The sequence below is a fragment of the Sphingomonas sp. AC411 genome, assembly GCF_979253035.1.
On sequence record NZ_CEEDAQ010000001.1, the window covers coordinates 3,607,518 to 3,633,677 of the forward strand.

At 66.5% G+C, this 26,160-nt stretch carries 22 protein-coding genes and 10 pseudogenes; 19 read left to right on the forward strand and 13 right to left on the reverse strand.

Annotation, left to right across the window (positions count from 1 at the left end; all coding sequences use genetic code 11):
* From AC0IX7_RS18505 to rsmI, 4 genes and pseudogenes are all read right to left on the reverse strand, one after another.
* Entirely contained in the window at positions 1-606 is a 606-nt protein-coding gene (locus AC0IX7_RS18505) for a DedA family protein (RefSeq protein ID WP_471813330.1), read from the reverse strand.
* A gap of 225 nt (positions 607-831) precedes the next feature.
* Positions 832-1,784 (reverse strand): annotated as a pseudogene (gene gshB / locus AC0IX7_RS18510) (glutathione synthase).
* 176 nt (positions 1,785-1,960) lie between these two features.
* Positions 1,961-2,370 (reverse strand): annotated as a pseudogene (locus AC0IX7_RS18515) (YraN family protein).
* Between the two features lie 35 nt (positions 2,371-2,405).
* Positions 2,406-3,251, reverse strand: coding sequence for a 16S rRNA (cytidine(1402)-2'-O)-methyltransferase (rsmI, locus tag AC0IX7_RS18520; protein ID WP_471813331.1), 846 nt, complete (start codon positions 3,249-3,251; stop codon positions 2,406-2,408).
* Between the two features lie 52 nt (positions 3,252-3,303).
* On the opposite strand from rsmI, the gene AC0IX7_RS18525 reads away from it, so the two are divergent.
* Positions 3,304-4,476, forward strand: coding sequence for a penicillin-binding protein activator (locus tag AC0IX7_RS18525; RefSeq protein ID WP_471813948.1), 1,173 nt, complete (start codon positions 3,304-3,306; stop codon positions 4,474-4,476).
* A gap of 376 nt (positions 4,477-4,852) precedes the next feature.
* Here AC0IX7_RS18525 and AC0IX7_RS18530 read toward each other — a convergent pair whose 3' ends face one another.
* Together AC0IX7_RS18530 and AC0IX7_RS18535 are read right to left on the reverse strand one after the other, a co-directional pair.
* Positions 4,853-5,104: a hypothetical protein gene (locus tag AC0IX7_RS18530; RefSeq protein WP_471813949.1), complete on the reverse strand. Its 252-nt coding sequence runs from the start codon at positions 5,102-5,104 to the stop codon at positions 4,853-4,855.
* A gap of 426 nt (positions 5,105-5,530) precedes the next feature.
* Positions 5,531-6,036 (reverse strand): annotated as a pseudogene (locus tag AC0IX7_RS18535) (radical SAM protein); the annotation flags it as partial.
* 166 nt (positions 6,037-6,202) lie between these two features.
* On the opposite strand from AC0IX7_RS18535, the pseudogene AC0IX7_RS18540 reads away from it, so the two are divergent.
* From AC0IX7_RS18540 to AC0IX7_RS18550, 3 genes and pseudogenes are all read left to right on the forward strand, one after another.
* A pseudogene (locus tag AC0IX7_RS18540) lies at positions 6,203-6,373 on the forward strand (CAP domain-containing protein); the annotation flags it as partial.
* A complete protein-coding gene (locus AC0IX7_RS18545) occupies positions 6,370-6,624 on the forward strand; it encodes a CAP domain-containing protein (RefSeq protein WP_471813951.1) in 255 nt (84 codons plus the stop codon). The pseudogene AC0IX7_RS18540 and the gene AC0IX7_RS18545, both read left to right, overlap by 4 nt.
* Before the next feature lie 151 nt (positions 6,625-6,775).
* The gene (locus tag AC0IX7_RS18550) at positions 6,776-7,453 is read left to right on the forward strand and encodes an EAL domain-containing protein (protein ID WP_471813333.1); all 678 of its coding nucleotides are present in this window, start codon (positions 6,776-6,778) and stop codon (positions 7,451-7,453) included.
* 83 nt (positions 7,454-7,536) lie between these two features.
* Here AC0IX7_RS18550 and rdgB read toward each other — a convergent pair whose 3' ends face one another.
* Positions 7,537-8,172, reverse strand: coding sequence for an RdgB/HAM1 family non-canonical purine NTP pyrophosphatase (gene rdgB / locus AC0IX7_RS18555; RefSeq protein WP_471813335.1), 636 nt, complete (start codon positions 8,170-8,172; stop codon positions 7,537-7,539).
* Complete coding sequence (rph, locus tag AC0IX7_RS18560; protein ID WP_056055360.1) at positions 8,169-8,885, reverse strand: ribonuclease PH; 717 nt, start codon at positions 8,883-8,885, stop codon at positions 8,169-8,171. Before rph ends, rdgB begins: the two co-directional genes overlap by 4 nt.
* Before the next feature lie 217 nt (positions 8,886-9,102).
* On the opposite strand from rph, the pseudogene hrcA reads away from it, so the two are divergent.
* The 3 genes and pseudogenes from hrcA to AC0IX7_RS18575 all read left to right on the forward strand — a co-directional run bounded on the left by hrcA (position 9,103) and on the right by AC0IX7_RS18575 (position 12,053).
* Positions 9,103-10,145 (forward strand): annotated as a pseudogene (hrcA, locus tag AC0IX7_RS18565) (heat-inducible transcriptional repressor HrcA).
* 25 nt (positions 10,146-10,170) lie between these two features.
* Positions 10,171-10,709 (forward strand): annotated as a pseudogene (gene grpE, locus AC0IX7_RS18570) (nucleotide exchange factor GrpE).
* Positions 10,710-10,829: 120 nt separating this feature from the next.
* The gene (locus tag AC0IX7_RS18575; protein ID WP_471813336.1) at positions 10,830-12,053 is read left to right on the forward strand and encodes a threonine synthase; all 1,224 of its coding nucleotides are present in this window, start codon (positions 10,830-10,832) and stop codon (positions 12,051-12,053) included.
* Positions 12,054-12,580: 527 nt separating this feature from the next.
* Here the strand turns inward: AC0IX7_RS18575 and AC0IX7_RS18580 are convergent.
* Positions 12,581-13,011: pseudogene (locus tag AC0IX7_RS18580) on the reverse strand (vgr related protein).
* A gap of 43 nt (positions 13,012-13,054) precedes the next feature.
* On the reverse strand, positions 13,055-13,504 hold the full coding sequence (locus AC0IX7_RS18585; protein WP_471813338.1) for a copper chaperone PCu(A)C: 450 nt from the start codon (positions 13,502-13,504) through the stop codon (positions 13,055-13,057).
* A gap of 168 nt (positions 13,505-13,672) precedes the next feature.
* On the opposite strand from AC0IX7_RS18585, the gene dnaK reads away from it, so the two are divergent.
* The 4 genes and pseudogenes from dnaK (at position 13,673) to AC0IX7_RS18605 (ending at position 17,887) form a co-directional block, all read left to right on the forward strand.
* Positions 13,673-15,580, forward strand: coding sequence for a molecular chaperone DnaK (dnaK, locus tag AC0IX7_RS18590; protein ID WP_471813339.1), 1,908 nt, complete (start codon positions 13,673-13,675; stop codon positions 15,578-15,580).
* 130 nt (positions 15,581-15,710) lie between these two features.
* Positions 15,711-16,843: pseudogene (dnaJ, locus tag AC0IX7_RS18595) on the forward strand (molecular chaperone DnaJ).
* A gap of 33 nt (positions 16,844-16,876) precedes the next feature.
* Positions 16,877-17,341 (forward strand): hypothetical protein, encoded by a 465-nt coding sequence (locus tag AC0IX7_RS18600; protein ID WP_471813341.1) that lies wholly within the window; start codon positions 16,877-16,879, stop codon positions 17,339-17,341.
* Positions 17,342-17,428: 87 nt separating this feature from the next.
* Positions 17,429-17,887 (forward strand): TM2 domain-containing protein, encoded by a 459-nt coding sequence (locus AC0IX7_RS18605; RefSeq protein WP_398457304.1) that lies wholly within the window; start codon positions 17,429-17,431, stop codon positions 17,885-17,887.
* Positions 17,888-18,106: 219 nt separating this feature from the next.
* Here the strand turns inward: AC0IX7_RS18605 and AC0IX7_RS18610 are convergent, their stop codons facing one another.
* Entirely contained in the window at positions 18,107-18,370 is a 264-nt protein-coding gene (locus AC0IX7_RS18610; protein WP_254686482.1) for a hypothetical protein, read from the reverse strand.
* Positions 18,371-18,955: 585 nt separating this feature from the next.
* On the reverse strand, positions 18,956-20,254 hold the full coding sequence (gene purB / locus AC0IX7_RS18615; RefSeq protein WP_187504805.1) for an adenylosuccinate lyase: 1,299 nt from the start codon (positions 20,252-20,254) through the stop codon (positions 18,956-18,958).
* Positions 20,255-20,471: 217 nt separating this feature from the next.
* Here purB and AC0IX7_RS18620 point away from each other — a divergent pair, with 217 nt between their 5' ends.
* Entirely contained in the window at positions 20,472-20,933 is a 462-nt protein-coding gene (locus tag AC0IX7_RS18620; RefSeq protein ID WP_471813343.1) for an EF-hand domain-containing protein, read from the forward strand.
* 83 nt (positions 20,934-21,016) lie between these two features.
* On the forward strand, positions 21,017-21,208 hold the full coding sequence (locus AC0IX7_RS18625; RefSeq protein WP_471813344.1) for a hypothetical protein: 192 nt from the start codon (positions 21,017-21,019) through the stop codon (positions 21,206-21,208).
* Positions 21,209-21,331: 123 nt separating this feature from the next.
* Here the strand turns inward: AC0IX7_RS18625 and radC are convergent.
* Positions 21,332-22,022: pseudogene (gene radC / locus AC0IX7_RS18630) on the reverse strand (RadC family protein).
* Positions 22,023-22,330: 308 nt separating this feature from the next.
* Here radC and AC0IX7_RS18635 point away from each other — a divergent pair.
* The 6 genes and pseudogenes from AC0IX7_RS18635 to AC0IX7_RS18660 all read left to right on the forward strand — a co-directional run bounded on the left by AC0IX7_RS18635 (position 22,331) and on the right by AC0IX7_RS18660 (position 26,024).
* Complete coding sequence (locus AC0IX7_RS18635; RefSeq protein ID WP_471813346.1) at positions 22,331-24,118, forward strand: intermembrane phospholipid transport protein YdbH family protein; 1,788 nt, start codon at positions 22,331-22,333, stop codon at positions 24,116-24,118.
* Complete coding sequence (locus AC0IX7_RS18640; protein ID WP_471813348.1) at positions 24,115-24,429, forward strand: hypothetical protein; 315 nt, start codon at positions 24,115-24,117, stop codon at positions 24,427-24,429. The genes AC0IX7_RS18635 and AC0IX7_RS18640 overlap by 4 nt, the downstream gene beginning before the upstream one ends.
* 2 nt (positions 24,430-24,431) lie before the next feature.
* On the forward strand, positions 24,432-24,563 hold the full coding sequence (locus AC0IX7_RS18645; protein WP_471813349.1) for a hypothetical protein: 132 nt from the start codon (positions 24,432-24,434) through the stop codon (positions 24,561-24,563).
* Between the two features lie 91 nt (positions 24,564-24,654).
* A pseudogene (locus AC0IX7_RS18650) lies at positions 24,655-25,421 on the forward strand (intermembrane phospholipid transport YdbH family protein).
* 47 nt (positions 25,422-25,468) lie between these two features.
* Positions 25,469-25,645, forward strand: coding sequence for a YnbE family lipoprotein (locus AC0IX7_RS18655; protein ID WP_128455299.1), 177 nt, complete (start codon positions 25,469-25,471; stop codon positions 25,643-25,645).
* 1 nt (position 25,646) lies between these two features.
* Positions 25,647-26,024, forward strand: coding sequence for a YdbL family probable chaperone protein (locus AC0IX7_RS18660; protein WP_248522784.1), 378 nt, complete (start codon positions 25,647-25,649; stop codon positions 26,022-26,024).
* Positions 26,025-26,160: the final 136 nt, after the last annotated feature.

Genomic DNA, 26,160 nt, shown 5'->3' on the forward strand with positions numbered 1-26,160 from the left:
TCAGGCTGAGCCCTTCGGCTTCCACGTGACGACGCGCCAGACATAGCCGATGATGATGACGACGAACGTCGCGACGGCCACCGGCCCGACATAGCGGTCGAGCTCCTCGAAATGCGATCCGAGCAGGATTCCGGCATAGGCCAGCACGGTGTTCCAGATCGCACTGCCGGCCGCGGTCCAGATCACGAACTGCCAGATCGGCATGCACGTCATGCCCGCGGGCAGCGAGATGACTGTGCGGAAGGTCGGCATGAAGCGGAACACGAAGATGACCCAGCCGCCGCGCTTGACGAAGAAACGGTGGATCTTCTCGACGTCGGACCATTCCATCGTCAGCCAGCGGCCGTTGCGCGCGATGAACGGACGGAAGCGCTCGTAGCCGATGTTGCGGCCGATATAATACCAGAAATAGTTGCCGACGACCGAGCCCGCGGTGCCCCAGGCGATCAGCGGCACGACGCTCATGTTGCCGCGCGCGACCGCCATGCCGCCAAGCCCCATGATCACTTCGGACGGCACGGGCGGCACGATATTCTCGAGCGCCATCAGCAGGAAGATACCGAAATATCCGCCCCAGGCGATGAGATCGAGGATGAATTCGGTCATGGGTATGAGATACTGCCGGGACGCCGGATGGGTTCCGCGAGGCGGCTATTCCGTGATCAACTGAACAGGTGCCCTACCACCCCGGCGGAGGCCGGGGCCCAATTGGGGGACGGTTATGACGGAGGACGGCGCTCCCTTACTGCGACCTTTCCAATTGGGCCCCGGCCTTCCCCGGGGTGGTGATCTTCTGATAGTTCGGCGTACCAGCACCACCTCGCGCCGAAATTACCGCGCCGCGACCTTTGCCTCGATCGCGTCCCAGATCATGCCGGCGACATCGGTCCCGTCGAACTTCTCGATCGCGACGATCCCCGTCGGCGAGGTCACGTTGATTTCGGTCAGCCACGTGCCCCGATCACGTCGATGCCGACGAACAGCAACCCGCGCTTTTTCAGTTCCGGCCCGAGCACCGCGCAGATCTCGCGCTCCTTGTCGGTCAGTTCCGACTTCTCCGCCGAACCGCCGACCGCGAGGTTCGAGCGGATCTCGCCTTCGCCCGGCAGGCGGTTGATCGCGCCCGCTACCTCGCCGTCGATCAGCACGATCCGCTTGTCGCCCTTCGCCACGTCGGGGAGGAACGCCTGGACCATGTGCGGCTCGCGCCACGTCATGTTGAAGACCTCCATCAGCGCCGACAGGTTCGCGCCGTCCGACTCGACCTTGAAGATCGCCTTGCCGCCATTGCCGTGGAGCGGCTTGATGACGATCGCGCCGTGCTCGGCGAGGAATTTCCGGGCTTCGTCGAGCGAGCGGGTGACCAAAGTCGGCGGCATGAACTGCGGGTAATCGAGCACGAACACCTTTTCGGGCGCGTTCCGGACCTGCGCGGGATCGTTCACGACGAGCGTCTTGTCGGCGATCCGCTCGAGCAGATGTGTCGCGGTGATGTAGCCGAGATCGAACGGGGGATCCTGCCGCATGAGTACGACATCGGCCTCGTCGCCGAGATCGAGATTCACCGGCTCGCCGACGCTGAAGTGATCGCCGACGACGCGTTGCACGGTGACTGGGTGTGCCTTCGCCCAGACGCGGCCATCACGGTAGTTCAGGTCCTCGGCCGAGTAATGGAAGAGCGTATGGCCACGATCCTGCGCCGATAGCATCAGCGCGAACGTCGAATCGCCGGCGATGTTGATGCTGTCGAGCGGGTCCATCTGGACGGCGACGGTGAGGCTCATGCGTCTTCCTTCTGTTCGGTGGAGCGCATGTAGGCGCGGGGGATGCGAAGTCATCGGGTGACGTCGTTTCAATCAGCCCCGTCATCCTGACGAAAGTCAGGGCCCAGAGCCATGAAGGATGCCCTCAATTACCCTGGGTCCTGACTTTCGTCAGGATGACGGAATGTTGCGGGTTGCTACCCGATCCACGCATTCTCGATGTGCCGCAGCCGCGTACCCGGTGCGAGCAGGATGACGTCGACGCGGATGTCGTCGCCTGGCCCGGCATAGCGCGGCATCAGATATTCCGCCGCTGCCGCGACCCGGGCGAGGCGGCGTTCGTCGATCGCGAAGTCGAGTTCGGCGGCGGTGGCGCGCGTCTTGACCTCGACGAAGGCGATCAGGTTTCCTTTCGTGCGACGAGATCCACTTCGCCTGCGGGAGTCCGCACGCGGCGATCAAGGATGCTCCAGCCCTTCAGTCGTAGCCACCACCCTGCCAAGCGCTCGCCGCGACGGCCGGCCGCCTCCGCAACCTGTCGGTCCTGCGTGTTCCCCTTCCGCTTGCGGGAGGGGTTAGGAGAGGAAGGGCGGCACGTCCGTGGCATGCCCTCCCCGACCCCTCCCGCAAGCGGGAGGGAGATCAGCCCTCCGCCTTCAGTTCCAGCGCCCGCGCGTAGAGGGTCTTGCGGTCGAGGCCGAGTTTCTTCGCGACTTCGCTTGCGGCTTGGCCAGTCGACAGGCGAGTGAGCGCTTCGGTCAACGCCGTGTCGCCATCCTCCGCACTGGCCGGCGGAGCCTCGCCCGGCGGCGCGACGACGATCACGATCTCCCCACGCGGCGGCGAGTCCGCATAGCGTTCGGCCAAAGTCGAGAGCGTCCCCGTCACCGCTTCCTCGAACTTCTTGCTGATCTCCCGCGTCACCGCCGCCTCGCGGTCATCGAGCCCTTCCGCCAACGCGGCGAGGCATGCCCCCAGGCGCGGCCCCGATTCATACATCACGAGCGTCGCGCGGATCGTCGCGATCTCGGCGATCGCCTCTGCGCGCGCGTGCATCTTCGACGGGAGGAAGCCGACGAACAGGAACCGGTCGGTCGGCAGCCCCGCCAGCGTCAGTGCCGCCACCGCCGCGCACGGTCCGGGGATCGTCACCACCAGATGCCCCGCCGCGCGCGCGTCGCGCACCAGCTTGAACCCCGGATCCGAAATCAGCGGCGTCCCCGCATCCGACACCAGCGCAACCGCCTGCGTCGCCATCCGCGCGATCAGCGCCGGCCGCACGCCCTCCGCGCTGTGGTCGTGATACGGCACCATCGGCGTCTTCGTGCCGACATGGCGGAGCAGGCCGGCGGTGACGCGGCTGTCCTCGACCGCGATCACGTCGGCGCGGCGGAGGATGTCGGCGGCGCGCGGCGACAGATCGCCAAGATTGCCGATCGGGGTCGCGACGATGTAGAGGCCGGGATCGAGAAGAGATTCAGGGTTCATGGGGATGGTCATGGCAGACGCGACGACGATAGGGCAATCCGGCCCGCTTTCGATGGGCACATTCGGGCGATGGGCGACGCTTGTCGCGGCGTGCCTGCTCGGCGCGTGCCAGACGATCGTCCCGCGTGGTCCCGTCGAGCCGTCGCGACAGCGCCCGACCACGCGTCCCCTCGATCGTCCCGACATCGGCGTCGAGACCGGCATCCCGCGCGATGCCGAGCGTAACCGCGTCGCGCTGCTCGTGCCGCTGTCGGGCAGCAACGCCGGCGTCGGCACCTCGATCGCCAACGCGACGATGCTGGCGTTGCTCGATACGCAGAACCAGCGCGTCCGGATCACCAACTACGACACCGCGACCGGGGCTGCCGCCGCCGCGCAGCGCGCGATCGCCGAGGGCGCACAGCTGATCCTGGGGCCGCTGCTCGCCGACGATGTCCGTGCCGTCGCGCCGATCGCGCGCGCCGCGAACATCCCGGTACTCAGCTTCTCCAACGATCTCGGCGTGGCCGGCAACGGCGCGTACCTGATGGGCTATGTTCCAACCCAGTCGATCGCGCGTGTCGTCGATTTCGCCCGGACACGCGGCGTCAGCAATTTCGCCGGCCTCGTCCCCAATGGCCTGTACGGCGAACGCGCCTCGACCGCGTTCCTCCGCGCGGTCGAAGGCGCGGGTGGCCAGGTCGTCTCGCTCCAGACCTACGCGCGCGGTCCCGGTGGCGTTTCCGGTGCGGTCACGCGGCTCGCGGCGAAGGCGCCTTACGATGCGGTCCTGATCGCCGATGGCGGCGCGACCGCAGCCTCGGCTGCGGCGATGGTCAAGCGCGGCGGCGGCGCGTCGACGCGCATCCTCGGCACCGAACTCTGGAATTCGGACTCGGGCATTGCCGCGAAGCCTGCGCTGTCGGGTGCGTGGTACGCCAGCGTCTCGGACACCCTGTACCGTCAATACGCCGCCAAATACCGTGCTCGGTTCGGGGCGGGGCCTTACCGCCTGTCGAGCCTCGGCTATGATTCGGTCCTGCTGACCGTTCGCATCGCCCGCGATTGGAAGCCCGGCACGCCGTTCCCGGTCAACCGCCTGCGCGACGGCGACGGCTTTGCCGGCATCGACGGCGCGTTCCGCTTCGGCAAGGACAATGTTGCCGAGCGTGCGCTCGAGGTGAAGGAAATCCGTGGCGGCACGACGACGGTAGTCTCGCCCGCGCCGGCTGGGTTCGGGAAGTAGCATCTTCCCCCTCCCTGGAAGGGAGGGGTAGAGGTGGGTTGGTTTGGGGCGGGTGCATCGATAGCCAACTGGCCTACCCACTCCGACCCCTCCCTTTCAGGGAGGGGGAAGAGCGATGGCTTTGCGGGCATCGATGGCGCGTTCCGCTTCGGCAAGGACAATGTTGCCGAGCGTGCGCTCGAGGTGAAGGAAATCCGTGGCGGCACGACGACGGTAGTCTCGCCCGCGCCGGCTGGGTTCGGGAAGTAGCATCTTCGCCCCTCCCTGGAAGGGAGGGGTAGGGAGTGGGTCGGTTTGGGGCGGGTGCATCGATAGCCAACTGGCCTACCCACCTCCAACCCCTCCCTTTCAGGGAGGGGAAGAGTAAGGCAGCCGCCTAGGCGGTGACTATTTCCGGTAGGATTGCGTCGAGCAAGAGCGCGCCGGCTTCGGTGACTCGCAGACGCCCCGGCGTGTGTGCGATCAGTCCGAGGTTTTCGAGCCGCGCCACGGCCGCCAAGTCCACCGGGACCACACCCGCGTTCAGCGCGGTAATCCGGTCCAGATCGACCCCTTCGGCCAGCCGCAACCCCATCAGCAACGCCTCGGTGGCCCGCGTGGAGGGCGTCAGCGGATCCTCGACTTCCATCCCGTGGCCATTCCGCTCGATCGCCGACAGCCAGTTCTCCGGCTTCTTGCGCCGCACCGTCGCCAACCCGCCGCGCCGGCCATGCGCACCCGGCCCGATCCCGGCATAATCCTGGTACCGCCAGTAAGCGAGGTTGTGGCGGCTCTCCGACCCCGGGCGCGCGTGGTTCGACGTCTCGTATGCGGGCAAGCCGGCCGCGGCGGTGTCGGCACGCGTCGCCTCGAACAGGTCCGCCGCCGAGTCGCCGTCCGGGATCACGATCCGCCCCGCGAGCGCCTCGGTCGCGAACCGCGTGCCGGCCTCGATCGTCAGCTGATACAGCGAGAGATGTTCCGTCCCCAGGCTCAGCGCGCGGGCGAGCTCGGCACGCCAATCGTCGAGCCGCTGGCCGGGGAGCGCATAGATCAGGTCGAAACTGACGCGGGGAAAGACGCTCTGCGCGGTCGCGAGCGCGGCTTGGCCCTCGTTCACGTCATGCGCGCGGCCGAGGAACTTCAGCGCCTGATCGTCGAGGGATTGCAGCCCGAGCGACACCCGGTTCACGCCTGCGCTGGCCAGATCGGCGAACCTTGCGGCCTCGACCGAGGACGGGTTCGCCTCCAGCGTGATCTCAATCCCCTCGGCGAACCCCACGCCGTCTCCGCCGCATTCAGCACGGCCGCGACGGTCTCGGGCGGCATCAGCGACGGCGTGCCACCACCGAAGAAGATCGACTGCAACTTCCGTCCCGGCAGCACGCGCGCTTCATGGGCGAGGTCGGTCAGCAGCGCGGCGCGCCAGGCTGCCTGGTCCACCTCGTCGCGGACATGGCTGTTGAAGTCGCAATACGGGCATTTCGACACGCAGAACGGCCAATGGACGTAGAGCGCGAGATCGCCCGCTTGATGGGGGCTGGGGCTTGGTGTTTCGAAGACGGGCATTATCTCGCGCATATGGTCGCACGGGGCGGCCGAAGGAAGCGCAATGACGGCACGGATGGGTTTGGCGATCGCCGGGGCGTTGTTGCTGGCAGGTTGCGCGCAGGGGCCCGAGCGAGTCGTCGAGCCGCGCGAATCGATGGCGCCGGCCCCGCGTGGTGCGAGCCTGCTCAAGGCAGCGATGATCGACGGCCACAATGCCGCGCGCGCCGCGGTGGGCGTGGCGCCGCTAACCTGGAGCGATACGCTGGCGACCACCGCGCGCGCCTATGCCGAGGAAATGGCGCGCACGCGGAAATTCGCGCACGCCCCGCAGCCTCAGGGCATGAGCCGCGAGGGCGAGAATTTGTGGACCGGCACGCGCTATGCCTATGCCTATCCCGAGATGATCGGCCACTGGGTCGCCGAGAAGCGCGACTTCATCAACATGCCGACCCCGGGTTCAGCCGCACCGGCAAGGTCGACGACGTCGCGCACTACACGCAGATCGTCTGGCGCGGCTCGACGCAGGTTGGCTGCGCGATGGCGAGCAACAAGACCGACGATTATCTGGTGTGCCGCTATTCGCCGCCCGGCAACGTCTTCGGCGAACGCGCATATTGATCTGGAGCAAGCCGGTAGTTTCGGGACAGTGGTACTTTCTTAAGTGGTTTCCGCCTAACCTACTTTAATGAAACCAGTACCCCAACCCGATGTCCCCCGTATCGGTTGCGTCGGATGTCGTGACGGCGCCGGCCTGTCGTTCGACTTTTCGATGGCGTTCCAGCCGATCGTCGACGTCGAGACGGAGACGGTCTTCGCATACGAAGCGCTGGTGCGCGGTCCCGAGGGGCAGTCGGCGGCGAGCGTGCTGGGCCAGGTCGATGCGGCCAACCTGTATGCGTTCGACCAGCAATGCCGAGTTCGCGCGATCGAGGCGTCGGTGAAGGCCGGGCTGCTCGATACGCCCGCGCGGCTGTCGATCAACTTCCTCCCGAACGCGGTGTATTCGCCGGCGGCGTGCATCCAGTTGACGCTGAAGACCGCGGGCGCGGTGGGGATGCCGACCGACCGGCTGATCTTCGAGTTCACCGAGAACGAGGAGATGCTCGATCCCGCGCATGTCGCGAACATCATCGCCACGTATCAGAAGATGGGCTTCGGCACCGCGCTCGACGATTTCGGGGCGGGACATGCGGGATTGAACCTGCTCGCGCGGTTCCAGCCGGACATCATCAAGCTCGACATGGAGCTTATCCGCGACATCGACACGAGCCTCCCGCGGCGGATGATCGTCGAGGGGATGCTGCGGATGTGTGCGGGGTTGGGGATCTCGGTGATCGCCGAGGGGTCGAGACCGAGGGCGAGTACGACGCTCTGCGGGCGCTGGGCGTGCGGTACATCCAGGGGTATCTGCTGGCGAAACCGGCGTTCGAGGCCTTGCCGGCGGTGAATTGGCCCAGGAAGCAGCTGATCGCCGTTTGAGCGACGCTCGGGATTTTGCGATCCTCCCCTGGCGGGGAGGATCGATACAAATCAGAACACCGCGGCTTCGAGCAGCTTGAATGCCTCGTTGCGGTGGCTGATCGCGTTCTTCGTTTCGTGCGGGAGTTCGGCGTAGGTCTGGTCGTAGCCGAGCGGCACGAAGACGGGATCGTAGCCGAAGCCGACATTGCCGCGCGGCGGCCAGGTCAGCGTACCCTCGGCACGGCCCTCGAACCATTCGACGTGACCATCGGGCCATGCGAGCGCGAGCACGCTGACGAAATGCGCGCCGCGCGTTGCGTCCGGACCCTTGGCGACGACCGCGTCCTCGACCTTTTGCATCGCCATCATCCAGTCGCGACCGTTCGGGGTTTCCGCCCAATCCGCCGTGTAGACGCCCGGGTCACCACCCAGCGCATCGACGCAGAGCCCGCTATCGTCGGCGAGCGCGGGGTAGCCCGACAGGTCCGCCGCCGAGCGTGCCTTCAGTTCGGCGTTCGCGAAGAAGGTGGTGCCCGTCTCGATCGGTTCCGGCAGGTCGAGCTCGGCGGCCGAGACGACTTCGAGGCCCCGTCCTTCGAGCAACGCGGCGATCTCGCGCACCTTGCCCTTGTTGTGGCTGGCGATGACCAGCTTGCCCGGTGCGAGCTTGCGGATCGCCTGCGGCTCCTTGCCCTCGCCGCTCACTTGGCGACTGCCTTGGCCTGGGCCGCGAAGATGTCCGTGCAGCCGATCCGCGCGAGGCGGAGCAGGCGGAGCAGCGCTTCCTCGTCATACGTCGCGCCCTCGGCGGTCGCCTGTGCCTCGGCGATGTTGCCGTTCTCCAGCAAAACGAAGTTCGCATCCGCGTCCGCGCCCGAATCCTCGATATAGTCTAGGTCGAGCACCGGATTACCCTGGTAGATGCCGCAGCTGATCGCCGCGACCTTCTGCGTCAGCGGGTCGGCGGTGAGCTTGCCGCTGGCGAGCAGCCCGTCGATCGCGAGCCTGAGCGCGACCCAGCCGCCGGAGATCGACGCGGTGCGCGTGCCGCCGTCCGCCTGGATCACGTCGCAGTCGATCACGATCTGGCGCTCGCCGAGCAGCTTCAGGTCGACGACCGCGCGGAGCGACCGCCCGATCAGGCGCTGGATTTCCTGCGTGCGGCCCGACTGCTTGCCCTTGGCGGCCTCGCGGTTGTTGCGCGTGTTGGTGGCGCGCGGGAGCATGCCGTATTCGGCGGTCACCCAGCCTTCGCCCTTGCCGCGCATGAACGGCGGGACCTTCTCCTCGACGCTGGCGGTGACGAGCACTTTGGTGTCGCCGAAGCCGATCAGGACGGAGCCTTCGGCATGCTTGGTGAAGCGCGGCTCGATCGTGATCGCACGCATCTGGTCTGGGGCGCGGCCGGATGGGCGCATAGTCGGTGTCCTAACGGAAGTGAGTGGTTGCCCGCTGCCTAGCCTTTCGTTTCCGTGCTCGCCAGTCCAACCACCGCCGTCATCCTGACGAAAGTCAGGACCCAGAGCCACGCGGGACACCGTTCGGTTACCCTGGGTCCTGACTTTCGTCAGGATGACGGGTGGAGAGGGTGCATTCCCCCTTTGTCCGCCCGTCGATCCGCCCTAGATCAAAGCGATGGCCACGCCCCCCGTCACCGAACTGACCGATCGCGCGCGCGACATTTTCGTGCGGTGGTCGACAGCTATCTCGCTAGCGGCACGCCGGTCGGGTCGAAGACGATCGCGCAGCTGACCGGCCTCAGCCTTTCGCCCGCCTCGATACGCGGTGTGATGGGCGAACTCGAAGGTCTCGGCCTGCTCGCCAGCCCGCATACCAGCGCCGGCCGGATGCCGACCGACCGGGGGCTTCGACTGTTTGTCGACGGTATGATGCAGGCGATGGAGCCGTCGATCGAGGAACGCCAGACGATCGAGGCGCGCGCCGGCGTCGGTGGCCCGGTCGAGGAGGCGCTCGCCGCGACCACGCTCGCGCTGTCGGGACTCTCAGCCTGTGCGGGACTGGTGATGGTGCCCAAGCGCGAGCTGAAACTCCGCCAGATCGCGTTCGTCGCGCTGTCGCCGGAGCAGGCGCTGGCGGTGCTGGTCAGCGAGGACGGCTCGGTCGAGAATCGCGTGATCTCGCTGCCCAAGGGCATGTCGGCATCCGCGTTGATCGAGGCGGGCAATTACATGTCGGCGACACTTGGCGGCCTGACGCTGGCCGAGGCGCGGGGCCGGATCGAGCGTGAGCTGACGGACGGGCAGGCGGCACTGGACGGTGCGGCGCGGACGCTGGTCGAGCGCGGGATCGCGGTGTGGAGCGAGGATGCGGACCGTCGCCCGGTGCTGATCGTGCGCGGGCAGGGGCGGCTGATCGATGCCGCCGCCGCCGCCGATCTCGACCGGGTCCGCGACCTGCTCGACGATCTCGAGGGAAAGCAGGAAGTCGCATCGCTTCTCGACAGTGCGCGGGCGGGCGATTCGACCCGGATTTTCATCGGTGCGGAGACCAAATTGTTCGCGTTGTCAGGGTCTTCGGTGATCGCGCGACCGTTCCGCGGGCTGGACGGACGGGTGGTCGGCGTGGTCGGCGTGATCGGCCCGACGCGGTTGAACTATGCGCGCGTCGTGCCCATGGTGGATTTCACGGCTGCAACGCTCGCCCGGTTGATGGGTTGAGCCGGCCAATTTTATAGGGAAAGCAATGTCCGAGATCGACCAGAACACGCCTGCAGACCTGCGCGAAGAAACCGCTGAAGACGCGCCGGAAGTGGCCGCGAACGACCGCGTCGCCGAGCTCGAGAACCAGCTCGCCGAAGCCAAGCAGAACGTCCTGTATGCGCAGGCCGAGATCCAGAACGTCCGCCGCCGCGCCGAGAAGGAAGCGCAGGACGCGCGCGCCTATGCCGCGACGGCGTTCGCGCGCGACGTGCTGTCGGTTGCCGACAACCTCGCGCGCGGGCTGTCGGCGATCCCGGCGGAGCTGCGTTCGGACGAGAAGATGAAGGGCTCGTTACCGGCCTCGAAGCGACCGGTCGCGAGCTGGAGAGCGTGTTCCAGCGCCACGGCATCACCAAGATCGCCGCGGAGGGCCAAATGCTCGACCCGAACAAGCACCAGGCGATGATGGAAATCCCGAGCGACCAGCCGCCGGGCACGATCGTCCAGGAGATGCAGGTCGGCTACATGATCAAGGACCGCCTGCTGCGCCCGGCGATGGTCGGCGTCGCCAAGGCTGGCTGACACTGTCTCGCTCCCCTCCCTGGAAGGGAGGGGCTGAAGTGGGTCGGCCGGTTGGCTGTCGGCGTGCCCGCCCAGACCGACCCACCTCGACCCCTCCCTTCCAGGAGGGGAGAGCAGTCCATGAACCAGAACCTCACCACCGATCGCCAGACCTTCGTCACGCATCTCGAATGCTCGATCACCGGCGAGCGGTATGAGGCGGACCAGCTTCATGGGCTTTCGCGTGCGGGGCGGCCGTTGCTGGTGCGCTACGACCTCGACGCGGTGCGGTCTGCGATCTCGCGCGACACGATCGAGGCGCGGCCGACCGATCTGTGGCGGTGGCGGGAGCTGCTTCCGGTTCGGCACACGGACAACATCGTCAGCCTTGGCGAGATCGAGACGCCACTCGTGCCGCTGACCAAGTCCGGCGGCCCCAACGTGCTGGTCAAGGACGAAGGTCGCCTTCCGACCGGATCGTTCAAGGCGCGCGGGCTCGTCATGGCCGTCGCGATGGCGAAGGAACTCGGCGTCACCAAGATCGCGATGCCGACCAACGGCAATGCGGGTGCGGCGCTGGCGGCGTATGCGACGCGCTGCGGGATCGAAACGATCGTGTTCTGCCCCGACGACACCCCCGAGATCAACGTCCGCGAGATTGCGATGCAGGGCGCGCGCGTCTGGCGGGTCAACGGCCTGATCGACGATTGCGGCGCGATCGTCGGCAAGGGCGCCGCGGAAGGCCGCTGGTTCGATTTCTCGACCTTGAAGGAGCCCTATCGGATCGAGGGCAAGAAGACGATGGGGCTCGAACTCGCCGCGCAGTTCGGCTGGAAACTGCCGGACGCGATCTTCTATCCGACCGGCGGCGGCACCGGCCTGATCGGGATGTGGAAGGCGTTCGACGAACTCGAAAAGCTCGGCTGGATCGGCTCCGAGCGGCCGAAAATGTTCGCGGTGCAGGCGAGCGGCTGCGCGCCGATCGTGCGCGCGTTCGAGGCGGGCGAGGAGCATGCCGAGCGCTGGGAGGATGCGAGCACCGTCGCGGCGGGCATTCGCGTGCCGAAGGCGGTCGGCGACTTCCTGATTCTCCGCGCCGTACGCGAGAGCGGCGGGCAGGCGCTCGCGGTCGGCGATCCCGCGATCCTGAAGGCGGTCGAAGCCGCGGCCAAGCAGGACGGGCTGCTGCTGTGCCCCGAGGGCGGCGCGACTTTGGCTGCGTATCATCAGGCGCTGAACACCGGGCTGGTCGACGAGGATGACAAGGTCGTTCTTTTCAACTGCGCGACCGGACTGAAATATCCGATGCCGGAAGCACCGCAAGCGCTTGATCGGACACGACCTATCGATTTCGACGCGCTGTAAGCGACGGATTTCGGCCGACCGAGTGGATCGCGATCTACCAGATCGGTGGTTGAAATTGATCCATCTTGTCTGCAACGGGGCGCCCTTCTTTACAAAAGGCGTCTTCAATGCAGAAAATCGTTCAGGTCGTTTGCGTCGTGCTCATCGCGGCGGCGGTGATGTTCGGCGGGCGTTGGTACATGTACGTCGCACGCGGCTCGAGCCCGTATGACGAGGTCGGCATCGCGCTGAACGGCTATGCGCCGGGGCCGATGCGGGCATGGGGTTGCCACAAGATGCAGGCGCGCTTCCGGGGCAGTTGCCGCCTTACGGGTGTGGCGGAGCGGATGGCCGTAGCTGGCTTTGATTACCGTCGTCATTGGGTGACGGGTGGAGGCGGGGACGGAAGCAATCCTGGGGCGCGACCTTTATTCCTAAAAGGGGAGGTGGCAGCGCGGAGCGCTGACGGAGGGGTGATGCGCTCTCGATAGGGCGATACCCCTCCGTCGCTTCGCGCCACCTCCCCTTGCAGAGGAGGATTAACGGGCTCAGGCCAAAACCTGCGGCGTGAACGGCAGCACCGTCTCGTATTGCTCGAGCGGCGGTGCGCCTGCCACCTTCGCCCCGGCACGCAGCAGGAACGCATGCCGCACGATCTCGCCCTGTTGCTCGATCCCGTAGCGATGCAGCGCCACCCCGGCCGGAACGCATAGTCGTACCGGCACCAGGGATGCCGCGCCAACGGCAGGAACACCTCGCGTTGGTGCTGCCAGATGTGGGTCATCTCGTGGATGAACAGCCCTTGCAGCGTCAGGTGCGCATGCGCGAAATCGTCGCACCACAGGTCGCCCTTGGGATGGAAGTGGATGCAGCCGCGCGGTGCCATCACCGTGTCGCGCGGCTGGAAGAACGCCCATTTGCGCCGCGTCAGGCTGACCTGGGAATAGTCGATCGCGCTTCCGAACACCGATGCCGCCAGCGCCGTCTCCCCGCGGTCAGCGCGCGCCTTGCGTCTCTACGCGTCACTTCCCCGCCGGAATCCCCGTCGCAGTCCCCGCAGCCACGACGTTCGCGTTGTACAGGATCCGCGTCCCGTCGGCGAACGCGAAGGTCAGCATCGCCCGCGCGCCCGGCTTGATCCCCGGGTTCATGTTGAACAGCATCACGTGCCGCCCGCCCGGCGCGAACGCGACGTCGGTGTTCGCCGGGATCTCCAGGCGCGTGAATGGCGCCATCGAGGTCACGCCGTTCTTGGCCATCGTCTCGTGCATCTCGGCCTTGATCGCGACGTCGGTGGTGACCGAGATCAGCGTCGCCGGGGTCGGCCCGCCGTGCACCGTGAAATACGCCGCCGCCGGGCGTCCCGTCACCGCGCCCAGCCGGATGTAGGCGCCGTCGACCGACAACTCCTTAGGCTGCGAACACGACGCCAGTGCCATCGCGGCAACACCCAGTCCGAAAACGATACGCATAGGTTACTTTTCTCCGGGCCAGACCACTTGCGCATCCTATGACCGGTACAATCTTGCGGCAAGCGCGAGGCCACCTATATCGCGCCCATCATCAGAAAGGTTCCACTGCCGTAACGGGGTGGAACCGGTTTCGTATTTTCGTTTCAAGTGAGGGGCTAATCAGAACTCATGGCTAAAGTAATCGGTATCGATCTCGGCACGACCAACAGCTGCGTTTCCGTCATGGAAGGCGGCAAGCCCAAGGTCATCGAGAATTCCGAGGGCGCGCGCACCACGCCGTCGATCGTCGCCTTCGCCAAGGATGGCGAGCGGCTGGTCGGCCAGCCGGCCAAGCGTCAGGCAGTGACGAACGGCGACAACACCATCTTCGCGGTGAAGCGCCTGATCGGCCGTCGCTTCGACGATCCGATCACCAAGAAGGACACCGAGTTGGTCCCGTACAAGATCTCGCGCGGGCCGAACGGCGACGCATGGGTCTCGGCCGGCGGCAAGGATTACTCGCCGTCGCAGATCTCGGCGTTCACGCTGCAGAAGATGAAGGAAACCGCGGAGTCGTATCTCGGCGAGACGGTCACGCAGGCGGTCATCACCGTTCCCGCGTACTTCAACGACGCACAGCGCCAGGCGACCAAGGACGCCGGCCAGATCGCAGGCCTCGAAGTGCTGCGCATCATCAACGAGCCGACCGCGGCGGCGCTGGCCTACGGCCTCGACAAGCAGGACGGCAAGACGATCGCGGTCTACGATCTCGGCGGCGGCACGTTCGACATCTCGGTGCTGGAAATCGGCGACGGCGTGTTCGAGGTGAAGGCCACCAACGGCGACACCTTCCTCGGCGGTGAGGATTTCGACAACAAGATCGTCCAGTACCTCGCCGACGAGTTCAAGAAGGCCGAGGGCATCGACCTCGCCAAGGACAAGCTCGCGCTGCAGCGTCTGAAGGAAGCGGCCGAGAAGGCGAAGATCGAACTCAGCTCGGCACAGTCGACCGAGGTCAACCTGCCCTTCATCACCGCGGACCAGAACGGCCCGAAGCATCTGGTGAAGTCGATCACCCGCGCCGATCTGGAGCGGATGGTCGAGGACCTCGTCAAGCGTACGCTCGAGCCGTGCCGCAAGGCGCTCGCCGACGGCGGCCTGAAGCCCGAGGATATCTCGGAAGTCGTGCTTGTCGGCGGCATGACGCGCATGCCGCGCGTCCGTGAAGTCGTGAAGCAGTTCTTCGGCAAGGAGCCGCACACCGGCGTCAACCCGGACGAGGTCGTCGCGATGGGCGCTGCGATCCAGGCCGGCGTGCTGCAGGGCGACGTCAAGGACGTGCTGCTGCTCGACGTGACGCCGCTGTCGCTCGGTATTGAGACGCTGGGTGGCGTGTTCACCCGGATGATCGATCGCAACACGACGATCCCGACCAAGAAGTCGCAGACCTATTCGACCGCCGACGACAACCAGGGCGCGGTGACGATCCGCGTGTTCCAGGGCGAGCGCGAGATGGCGGCCGACAACAAGATGCTCGGCAATTTCGATCTCGTGGGCATCCCGCCCGCACCGCGCGGCGTGCCGCAGATCGAGGTCACGTTCGACATCGATGCCAACGGTCTCGTCAGCGTCTCGGCCAAGGACAAGGGCACCGGCAAGGAGCAGCAGATCCGCATCCAGGCGTCAGGTGGTCTGTCGGACAACGACATCGAGCAGATGGTCCGCGACGCAGAGACCTTCGCCGAGGAGGATAAGAAGCGTCGTGCCGGCGCCGAGGCGAAGAACAACGCCGAGTCGCTGATCCACACCACCGAGCGCCAGCTTGCCGACAATGGCGACAAGGTCGACGACGCGCTCAAGACCGAGATTCAGGCCGCGATCGACGCGACCAAGGCTGCGGTCGAGAACGGCGATGCGGACGCGATGACCGAGAAGAGCACCGCGCTCGCCCAGGTCGCGATGAAGCTCGGCCAGGCGATCTACGAGAAGCAGGCCCAGGCGGACGCCTCGCCGTCGGCTGACGGCGACGCGGCGAAGAAGGACGACGACGTCGTCGACGCTGAGTTCTCGGAAGTCGACGACAACCCGAAGGCGTAAAACTACTGCTCCCTCTCCCCTACGGGGAGAGGTCGAGGTGAGGGCAGGCGCCTCGCAGAGACGCACTCTCGGTGAGACATCGCCCTCACCCAACCCTCTCCCCGGAGGGAGAGGGCTAAGAGGCACCGCAATGGCTACCCAAACAGACTATTACGAACTGCTCGAATGCGAGCGGACCGCGGATGCGGGGACGATCAAGTCGTCCTACCGCAAGCTCGCGATGAAGTATCACCCGGACAAGAATGCCGGCTGCAAGGATTCCGAGGCGCAGTTCAAGGCGGTCAGCGAGGCATACGACTGCCTCAAGGACCCGCAAAAGCGCGCGGCCTATGACCGGTTCGGCCATGCCGCGTTCCAGAATGGCGGCGGCGGCGGTCACGGCGGCGGCGCGCAGGATTTCGGCGGCTTCAGCGACATCTTCGAGAGCGTCTTCGGCGAGTTCATGGGCGGCGCACAGCGCGGCGGTGGCCGGTCCGCGGCCCGACGCGGCGCGGATCTGCGCTACGACATGGAAGTCAGCCTGGAGGAAGCGTTCCACGGCAAGACGACCGAGATCACGATCGACGTCTCCGCGCTCTGCGATACCTGCGACGGCTCGGGTGCCAAGGTCGGAACGCGTGCGAAAACCTGCCAGCATTGCGGCGGTCACGGAAAAGTCCGTGCGCAGCAAGGCTTCTTCGTGGTCGAGCGCGCATGCCCGGTCTGCAACGGCGCCGGCGAGGTCATCGCCGACCCATGCCCCGATTGCCGCGGCGAAGGCCGTGTCGAGAAGACCAAGACGCTGTCGATCAACGTTCCCCGGGTGTCGACGAAGGCACGCGCATCCGCATGTCCGGCGAGGGCGAGGCGGGCGCACGCGGTGCGCCGGCGGGCGATCTCTACATCTTCCTGCACGTGACCAAGCACAATCTGTTCGAGCGCGAAGGCACGACGCTGTTCGCGCGCGCCCCGATCAGCTTCACGGTCGCGTCGCTCGGCGGGTCGCTGTCGATCCCCGGCCTCGACGGCCGCACGCACGAGGTGAAGATCCCGGCCGGTATCCAGTCGGGCAAGCAGCTCCGCCAGCGCGGCGCCGGCATGCCCGTGTTGCAGGGCCGCGGCTTCGGCGACCTCGTCGTCCAGATCGACGTCGAGACGCCGACGCGTCTCAGCAATCGCCAGAAAGAACTGCTCGAGATGTTCCGCGAGACGGAGACGGGTGACGAATGCCCGGCGAGCCAGGGCTTCTTCGCCAAGCTCAAGGGCGTGTTCGCGGGGGAATAAGCCAGGTACGATACCGAACAGGAGGGGTGCGCGATGTTGGCATGTTGTTTCACGATGATCGCCTGTTGGCTGGTCATGGTCGCCGCCCCCGAAACCGCGATCGGCAAGGCCATGCGGCGCATGGTGATCGATCGCCCGGCGGCTCGCCTGACGCGCTTCTCCCGCGGTGACGCCGCCGTGATGTTTCTGCTGATGCTGACGGCTGCGATGGTCACTCTCGTCGGCGAGAGCGACGGCATCCGGTTGCTCACGCTGGCCGCACCCGACGTCGCGATCTGGATCACCACCTTTGAAGTATCGGCGTATCTCGACATCGTCATGGCGCTGGCCGCTACGATCTCCAGCCTCCGTGTTCGTGGAGTGTTGGCGCGGTATCTGGGAGCCTTTGGTCGACGCCCGGCGGGAAAAGCTCACAAGCGCGCGATCCGTTCGCGGAAAGCGGGGCCGACCGCTGCCGATAACGACGATGACAGACGCCAGTTCGAGATTGCGGCCTGAGATCGCGGCCTGATCTGGGGCGGGGCGAGTTCGAGCTTGCCTGATCCGCGGCTTCCGCCAGAATGATACCGAACATCGAGGAATGACATGCGCGGACAGGTTTTAGGCGTCGATCCCCGCACTGGCGAAGGGATCGTCGCGGGGCAGGACGGACAACGCTATCGGTTTGCGCCGGAGGATTGGGCGCATCGCGGCGAACCGGCGATCGGCATCGAGGTCGATTTCGAAGCCGCCAACGATCGTGCGCTCAGCGTATTCCCGATGCCGACCGCGCCGGGCCCGCGCCGTGCGGTGCCGCCTGCTCCCGTCGCCGCGCCGGCCAACGATCGCAACAAATACGTCGCCGCGGTGATGGCGTTCGTGATCGGGACGCTCGGCATCCACCGCTTCTACCTCGGGCGGACGGGCTCGGGGATCGTCATGCTGGTGCTGAGCATCACCGTGGTGGGACTGGTCATCAGCGCACCCTGGGCGTTGATCGACATGATCCGCTATCTGATGATGTCGGACGAGGAATTCGCGGCACGCTATCCGCGGACGCGGTAAACGCCGTCGATCTCGTTTTTAGGCGAGGCGAGAGCAAGCTCCTCAGTGGCGGTCCTAAATCCTCACCCGCCAGGGGAGGTGGCCGGCTCTTGCCGGACGGAGGGGAGGTAAGCGATAATCTCGGCTCCGTGTCCTCCCCTCCGTCACCTTCGGTGACACTCCCCTTGCGGGGGAGGATCGATAGAGCCGCCGTTTGCTTGGTCGGACTGGCCGCCGCCGTCACTTGGTGCGGATGATGACGCCGCGTGCGCTCCACTCGGACCGGGTCTCGCAGATCGTCTCGGGCAGCGTCTTGTCGACTTTGCGACCCAGAATGGTGCGCGGCATGCAGACGCGGCTGGTGTCGTCCTTGAAGACGCTGGCGGGCATCGTGACGGAAATCGGCTTGTCGCCGGCGGCGAATGCGGGTGCGGAGGCGCCACCGAGCGCGACGATGCTCGCGACAAGCAGAGCGGCTGGGCGGAACGAGTGGATCTGGAACATGGAATGCCTTTCACAGAAGATGACGCTCAACTGCGCCACATCTGTGTCACTGCATTAATGATGCCAAACACCTAAGAACCTGAGATCGCAGTGTTTGACTGGAATGGCCAGGTTTTCTGACAAGGCCGGCAAGCCAAAATGCAGGGCAGGCTACCAGATATTGGCGGATCTCGCGCTGCTCCGACGGCTTAGCCGCGCCCCTCGGAAGGGGCGGGCGGGCCGATGGATCAGAAGGCGGTGACGACCACCCCGACCACCAGCGCTTGAGCCGCGATCGCCAGCATGGTGCTGGTCACGGTTTCGAACATGCGCATGGGTAGGTCTCCGATGCCAGAAAAATATCCGGCAAGGGCAATATGGCTATAGTTGCGCGTTGTCGCAATTTTGTAACACGTAATCGCAATTGCGTTGCGTGCATCTTGAGGGTCGCTGGGACACTATATTTGCCCGAACACGACGTTCTCCCTCCCTGGAAGGGAGGAGCAGGGGTGGGTCGGCTTCCGCGAGCTCCAGACGTGGTGGCTCAAGCGGGCCTACCCACTCCAACCCCTCCCTTTCAGGAGGGGAGCAACGTTTGCCCAGTCCTCAGGCCGCGCCGAAGACCCGGGCGAAGATCGTGTCGACGTGCTTCAGGTGATAGCCGAGGTCGAACTTGTCCTCCAGTTCCGCATCCGACAGCGTCACTTCCGGGTCGGCCTTCAGCAGTTCCAGCAGCGACAACGCGCCATCCGAATCCCACACCTTCATCGCGTTGCGCTGGACGAGGCGATACGCATCCTCGCGGCTCACGCCCGCCTGGGTCAGCGCCAGCAACACGCGCTGTGAGTGGACGAGCCCACCCATCTTGTTGAGGTTCTTTAACATCCGCTCGGGGTACACGACCAGCTTGTCCATCACGCCCGTCAGCCGCGCCAGCGCGAAGTCGAGCGTGATCGTCGCATCGGGGCCGATGTACCGCTCGACCGACGAGTGCGAGATGTCGCGCTCATGCCACAGCGCGACGTTCTCCATCGCGGGCGTGACGTAGCCGCGGACCATGCGCGCGAGGCCGGTGAGGTTCTCGGTCAGCACCGGATTGCGCTTGTGCGGCATTGCCGACGAGCCCTTCTGGCCGGGCGAGAAGAACTCCTCCGCTTCGAGCACTTCGGTGCGCTGCAGATGCCGGATCTCGGTCGCGAGCCGCTCGATCGAGCTGGCGATCACGCCCAGCGTCGCGAAGAACATCGCGTGGCGATCGCGCGGGATGACTTGGGTCGAGACCGGCTCGACCGACAGGCCGAGCTTGCCCGCGACATATTCCTCGACGAACGGATCGATGTTCGCGAACGTGCCGACCGCGCCCGAGATCGCACAGGTCGCGACGTCCTCGCGCGCCGCCACCAGCCGCGCGCGGTTGCGCGCGAACTCGGCATGCGCCTGCGCAAGCTTCAGCCCGAACGTGACAGGCTCGGCGTGGATGCCGTGGCTGCGGCCGATCGTCGGCGTCATCTTGTGCTCGCGCGCACGGCGTTCGAGCACCACCAGCAGCGCGTCGAGATCGGCGATCAGGATGTCGCTCGCCTTGGCCAGCTGTACCGCGAGGCAGGTGTCGAGCACGTCCGACGAGGTCATGCCCTGGTGCATGAAGCGCGCCTCGGGGCCGACATGCTCGGCGACGTTGGTCAGGAAGGCGATGACGTCGTGCTTGGTCTCGCGCTCGATCTCGTCGATCCGGTCGACCTCGAACGCACCCTTTTCCCAGATCGCGGCGGCGGCTTCCTTGGGCACGACGCCGAGTTCGGCGAGCGCGTCGGTGGCGTGCGCCTCGATCTCGAACCAGATCTTGAAGCGCGCTTCGGGCGTCCAGATCGCGACCATGTCGGGGCGGGAATAGCGGGGGACCATGGGTTTCCTCGGGGCTGGTGAATGGCACGGTTCGTCGCGTGCTCCCTCGGGAGACGCCTGCGGAGCGCCTAGCAGGCCATCGACGGGGTACAAACGGCAATGCGTTCGGCCTATATCCGCCTTCGACGGTCGGTGTGCCGCAGTATCCGCCCAGTATCCCCGGGGCTGCTGCGGTGATCGTCCAGTAACGATTTCGATTAGCCGATGGAGAATGGCAATGCTCAAATATGCTCTGCTCGCAGGCGCGATGACGATTGCTGCGCCGGCGCTCGCGCAATCCACCATGACATCGCCGCAGACTGCGCCTACGGCGACGACGGGCGCGGCCGATCCTTCGATGTCGCCCGCCCAGACCGCGCCGGGCCAGACGCCACCAACCCAGTCTGCGCCCGCCCAGTCGGCACAGACCGCACAGGCGACGCAACCCGCCAGCAGCGATCAGGTCGCGCAGGTCATCGACACCGAATTCCCGACCTACGACAAGAACGGCGACGGCAAGCTCAGCGCGGCCGAGTTCGGGGATTGGATGGTCGCGCTGAAGACCAAGACCGATCCGGCGACGAAGCCCGGCACGCCCGAGACGAAGAAGTGGGTCGCCGCAGCGTTCGCACAGGCCGATACCGACAAGAACAAGTCGCTGTCCAAGCCGGAGCTGACCAGCTTCCTCTCACAGGGCTGATCTTCCACGCTTCACGCACATGCATGGCCGTCGGGTTCGCCCGGCGGCGTTTCCCGTGATTGGCTCAGATTGCCCCGGTCTGCATGATCGACGGGACGCTCGCGTGGCTGCGCTCAGCCGGCCTTCCGCGTGGCCTGTTCCTTGTCGGCGAGCGTCTTGGACAAGATCTGGCCCTGCGCTTCGACGGCGGCTTCCAAGAGGCGGTCGGATGTCTCGACGGCGGCATCGAGGTCAGCGATACCGCAACGCCATCCGGCCCATCGACCAGAACCTGACCATGCTCGGCGGTTACGGTCGAGGCTTGGTCGTGTAGCTTGTTGTCCACATGGAATTCCTTCGACCGGACAACGAAGGCGCGGGGCAAACGTCGCGTGCTTTGACGGAACTATTGGGTTGCCTCAGATCAACCCCTGCGCGCGCAGGCTGACATGGCCACTGGTGCCCATCACGATGTGATCGTGCACGGTGATGCCCAGGCGTTTGCCCGCCTCGGCGATGGTGCGCGTGATCTCGATGTCGGCGCGGCTGGGGAGGGGTCTCCGCTCGGGTGATTGTGGACGAGGATGATCGACGCCGAGCCGAGGTCGATCGCGCGGCGGATGACTTCGCGGACATACACCGCAGCCTGGTCGATCGAGCCCTTGCTCATCACCTCGTCGCGGATCAGCATATTCTTCGTGTTGAGGTGGAGCACGCGGAACCGCTCGATCGCGTGGTGCGCCATGTCCGCGCGGAGATAATCGAGCAGCGCCTGCCAGTTGGCGAGCACCGGGCGGTCGCTGACGTGCGACTGGAGCAGGCGGATCGCGGCGGCATGCGCGATCTTGATCGCCGCGGTCGAGATTTCCCCATGCCCTTCACCCGGCCGAGCGCCTCGGCATCCGCGGTGAGGACGCCGCCGATCCCGCCGAACTCGCGCATCAGGGCCTTGGCGAGCGCCTTGGTATCGCCGCGGGGAATCGCGATCGCGAGGAGATATTCGATGAGTTCGTGATCGAGCAGCGCGTCGCTGCCGCCTTCGAACAAGCGTTTGCGGAGGCGCCCTCTATGGCCTTTAAGGTTGTCGATTGCGTCATCTGCATCGGCCATCACGCGAAGCTAGCACGAATATCCACTCCGAACGATCCTCCCCGCAAGGGGAGGTGGCTGGCACTTGCCAGACGGAGGGGAGGCAGGAGCAACCTCCGTTTCGTGTCCTCCCCTCCGTCGCCTGACGGCGCCACCTCCCCTTGCGGGGAGGATCGTAGAATGTCGATCCTTGGCACTGCGCAACCGGCTGTGCGCAATTGCGTGTCGACCCCGCACCCGCCTATGCAGGGACCAGTTGCGTGGCGGAGTAGGCGGTTGAGCGAGGCGAGCGATACAGGGGCAACCCCCGCCTTCGGCTCCCGCGGAAGGTGCGGTGGCTCGGCGGTATCGCGCTGGTTCTGCTTGCCGGGGTGATCGCGCTGTGGCTCGCGCGCAAGCCGATCGCGGAAGGGTTCATCGATCGCGAACTGGCGAAGGCCGGGGTGCCTGCGCGGTACGAGATCGCCAACCTCGCGCTGGGCGGCCAGCGGCTAACGAACGTCGTGCTGGGCGATCCGGCGCATCCGGATCTGGTCGCAGACTGGGTCGAGACGCGGACTGGAGTCGGGCTGTCGGGGCCGTATCTGGAAGGCGTGCGCGCGGGGAAGGTTCGGCTGCGCGGTCGGTTGGTCGACGGGAAAGTCTCGCTCGGCGCGATCGACAGATTGCTGCCGGCCTCGACGAGCAAGCCGTTCTCGCTGCCCGCGCTCGACGTGGCGGTCGCCGATGGTCGGATGCGGCTGGAGACTCCGCAGGGTGTCGTCGGACTGAAGCTCGCCGGATCGGGCAAGCTCGACGACGGTTTCCGTGGCACCCTGGCGGCGATCAGCGAGCGGCTCGATGTCGGCGGGTGCGCGATCGACCGGCTGGCGGCTACGGTGAAGCTGAGGATCGACGCGGCGAAACCGACGATTACCGGGCCGGTACGCGTGTCGCGACTCGCCTGCGGGACGACTCGGGCCGACCACATCGTTGCGGACCTCGACGTCGGGCTCTCGGCCGCGCTCGACCGCTGGCAGGGCACGGCGACGCTCAAGACCGGGGCGGCACGCGCACCGGGGATCGCGCTGGCCGGGGCGGGAGGCGCGATCGATTTCACCGGCAGCGCGGCCGCGACCAGCGGCAAGGCGGATATCGCCGCCGATACCGTCCGGACCGTGGAAGGCCGAGCACGACGCGTTTCGATCGCGGGCGCATATCGGATCGGCAAGCAGATCTTATTCGACGGACGCGTGCGGGCGAGCGGTGCCGCGGTGGCGCAGGCGCGGCTCGCCAGCGTCGGCGGCCTGGGCAGCGTGGCGGTGGGAACGCCGGTCGCACCCCTCGCGGTCGCCATGACTCAGGCCATTGAGCGTGCGGGCCGTGGTTTCGCGGCGGACGGCGAGGTTTCGGTGCGGCTCGCGGACGGACGCGGTTCGGCCGTGCTGTCCCGCCTCGCGCTCGCTTCGGCCAGCGGCGCGCGCGTGGCGCTTGGCGGCGGGAGCAGGGTCGCGATCGGTTGGCCGAAGGGCGGCGTGAGGCTCGACACGACTCTGGCGCTGCAGGGCGGTGGCCTGCCGGAGGCGCGTGTGTCGCTCGCGCAGGCAAAACCCGGCGCAGCGATCCGCGGCGTGGCGCGCATCGCCCCTTATGCGGCGGGCGGCGCTCGGCTGGCACTGACCCCGGTGACGTTCAGCGCGACGCCCGGCGGCGCGACGTCGATTACCACGCAGGCAACGCTCGACGGGCCGATCGCGAACGGTCGCGTGGACGGTCTGTCGATGCCGGTCGCTGCGCTTTGGGACGGTCGTGGGCGGCTCGTCGTCAACACCGGCTGCGCCCCGCTCGCGATCCGGCGGCTCGCGATATCCGGACTCGTGCTCGATCCGTCGCGGCTGACCCTGTGCCCCGTCGATGGTGCACTGGTGCAGGTCGATGGCGGGCGGATCAGCGGCGGCGCGACGATCGCTGCGGCGAAGCTGGGTGGGCGACTCGGCATTACGCCAATCACGCTCGCGACCGCCGGGGCGACCGTGCGGCTCGCCGATCGCGGCTTCCGGATCGAGGGGTGCAGACGCGGATCGGCGCGCCCGAGCGTGTTGCGCGACTCGATTTCGGCACCATCACCGGCCGCATGACGGGGCCGGGCGTGGCTGGCGCGTTCACCGACGGCTCGGGGCAGATCGCCAATGTCCCGCTGCTGCTCGGCGATGCGGCGGGCGAGTGGACGCTGGTCGGCGGCGCGCTCAACCTCACCGGCGCGATGGGCGTATCCGATGCCGCGCCGACGCCTCGGTTCAAGCCTCTCGCGGCGCGCACCGTCACGCTGGCGCTGGTGAACGGCACGATCACCGCCGCTGGCACGCTGTTCGAGCCGACCACCAGCACGAAGGTCGCCGACGTAACGCTGGACCACGCACTCGCGAGGGGACGGGCAAGGCCGACCTGAACGTGCCCGCGATCGCCTTCGCCAAGGACAGGCTGCAACCCGACGCGCTCACCCCGCTCACCTTCGGCGTGATCGCCGACGTCAACGGATCGGTCAGCGGCGAGGGCACATCGCCTGGAACCCCGACGGCGTGACGAGCAACGGCGTGTTTCGCACCGCCGGCACCGATCTCGCCGCCGCGTTTGGGCCGGTCACGGAATCGCCACCGAAATTCGTTTCACCGACCTGCTCAACCTCCAGAGCGCGCCGGGGCAGGTGGCGACGATCCGCACGCTCAATCCCGGCATCCCGGTCACCGACGGCACGATCCGCTACCAGACGCTGCCCGGTGCCCGCGTGCAGGTCGAGGGTGGCTCCTGGCCGTTCGCCGGCGGATCTTTGACGCTCGACCCGACATTGCTCGATTTCTCCGCGCCGAAAGAGCGCCGGATGACGTTCCACATCGCCAACATGGCCGCCGACCAGTTCCTGCAGCAGTTCGATTTCAAGAACCTCGACGCGACCGGGATCTTCGACGGTGTCCTGCCGATGATCTTCGACGAGAGCGGCGGACGCATCGAAGGGGCGACCTGCGCGTCCGGCCCGGTGGCGGCACGCTCGCCTATGTCGGCGATCTCAGCCAGAAGGATCTCGGCATCTGGGCGAACATCGCGTTCCAGGCGCTGAAGTCGCTCCGCTACCAGTCGCTGCGCGTCGGCATGAACGGGCCGCTCGCGGGCGAGATGGTGACCGACGTCCGCTTCGCCGGGATCAGCCAGGGCGAGGGGGCGAAGGCGAACTTCATCGTCCGCCGCCTGCAAAAGCTGCCGTTCGTGTTCAATATCCGCATCAAGGCGCCGTTCCGCGGGCTGCTCGACACCGCGCAGAGCTTCTACGATCCGAAGCGGCTGATCGAGCGCAACCTGCCCGCGCTGATCCAGCAGCAGTCGGCGCCGCCATCTCCGCCGAAACCTCCAACCATTCAGCCCACGGAAAGCAGTATCGTGCCATGACCGAAACAGGATTGAAGAAGCTGGAGCAAAGGCCGATCTTGCAGGTGATGAGGACGATCGCTTTTCTGGTGACGACCGCCGCCGCCCTGCCGGGCTGCATCAGCGTGTCGGCCCCCGACAAGCCGATCGAGATCAACCTCAACATCAATGTGACGCAGGAAGTGGTCTATCGTCTCGATGGCGAGGCGAAGTCGCTGATCCAGCAGAATCCGGGGATATTCTAAGATGAAAAAGGTCCTTGTCATGATTGCCGCAGCCGCGGTTCTCGGCGGCCTTTCGGTGGCGGCGTCCGCGCAGCGCGATCCGGCCTATGCCGCGGCGCGTGCCGGCGGCGAGGTCGGCGAGCAGCCCGACGGGTATCTGGGCCTCGTCGGCGCGGCGAGTGCGGACCTTCGCGCGCTGGTCAACAACATCAATATCCAGCGCAAGTCGGCCTACACGCAGAAGGCGCAGGCGAGCGGTGCGACGGTCGAGCAGCTGGCGTTCACCAGCGGTTGCAACCTGATCGCCGCGACGAATCCGGGCGAGAAGTACAAGACACCCAACGGTGTCTGGAAGACCCGCACAGCCGGCGCCCCCGAACGCGATTCGCGCTGCGTTTGAGGCTACTCGGCTCCCCTCCCTGACAAGGAGGGGCTAGAGTGGGTAGGCCGCTTGGGATCCGTATCGCCAGCCAACCGGCCGACCCACCCCGACCTTCCCTTCCAGGGAGGGGGAAGAATTTGGCTTTCGCCGGGAT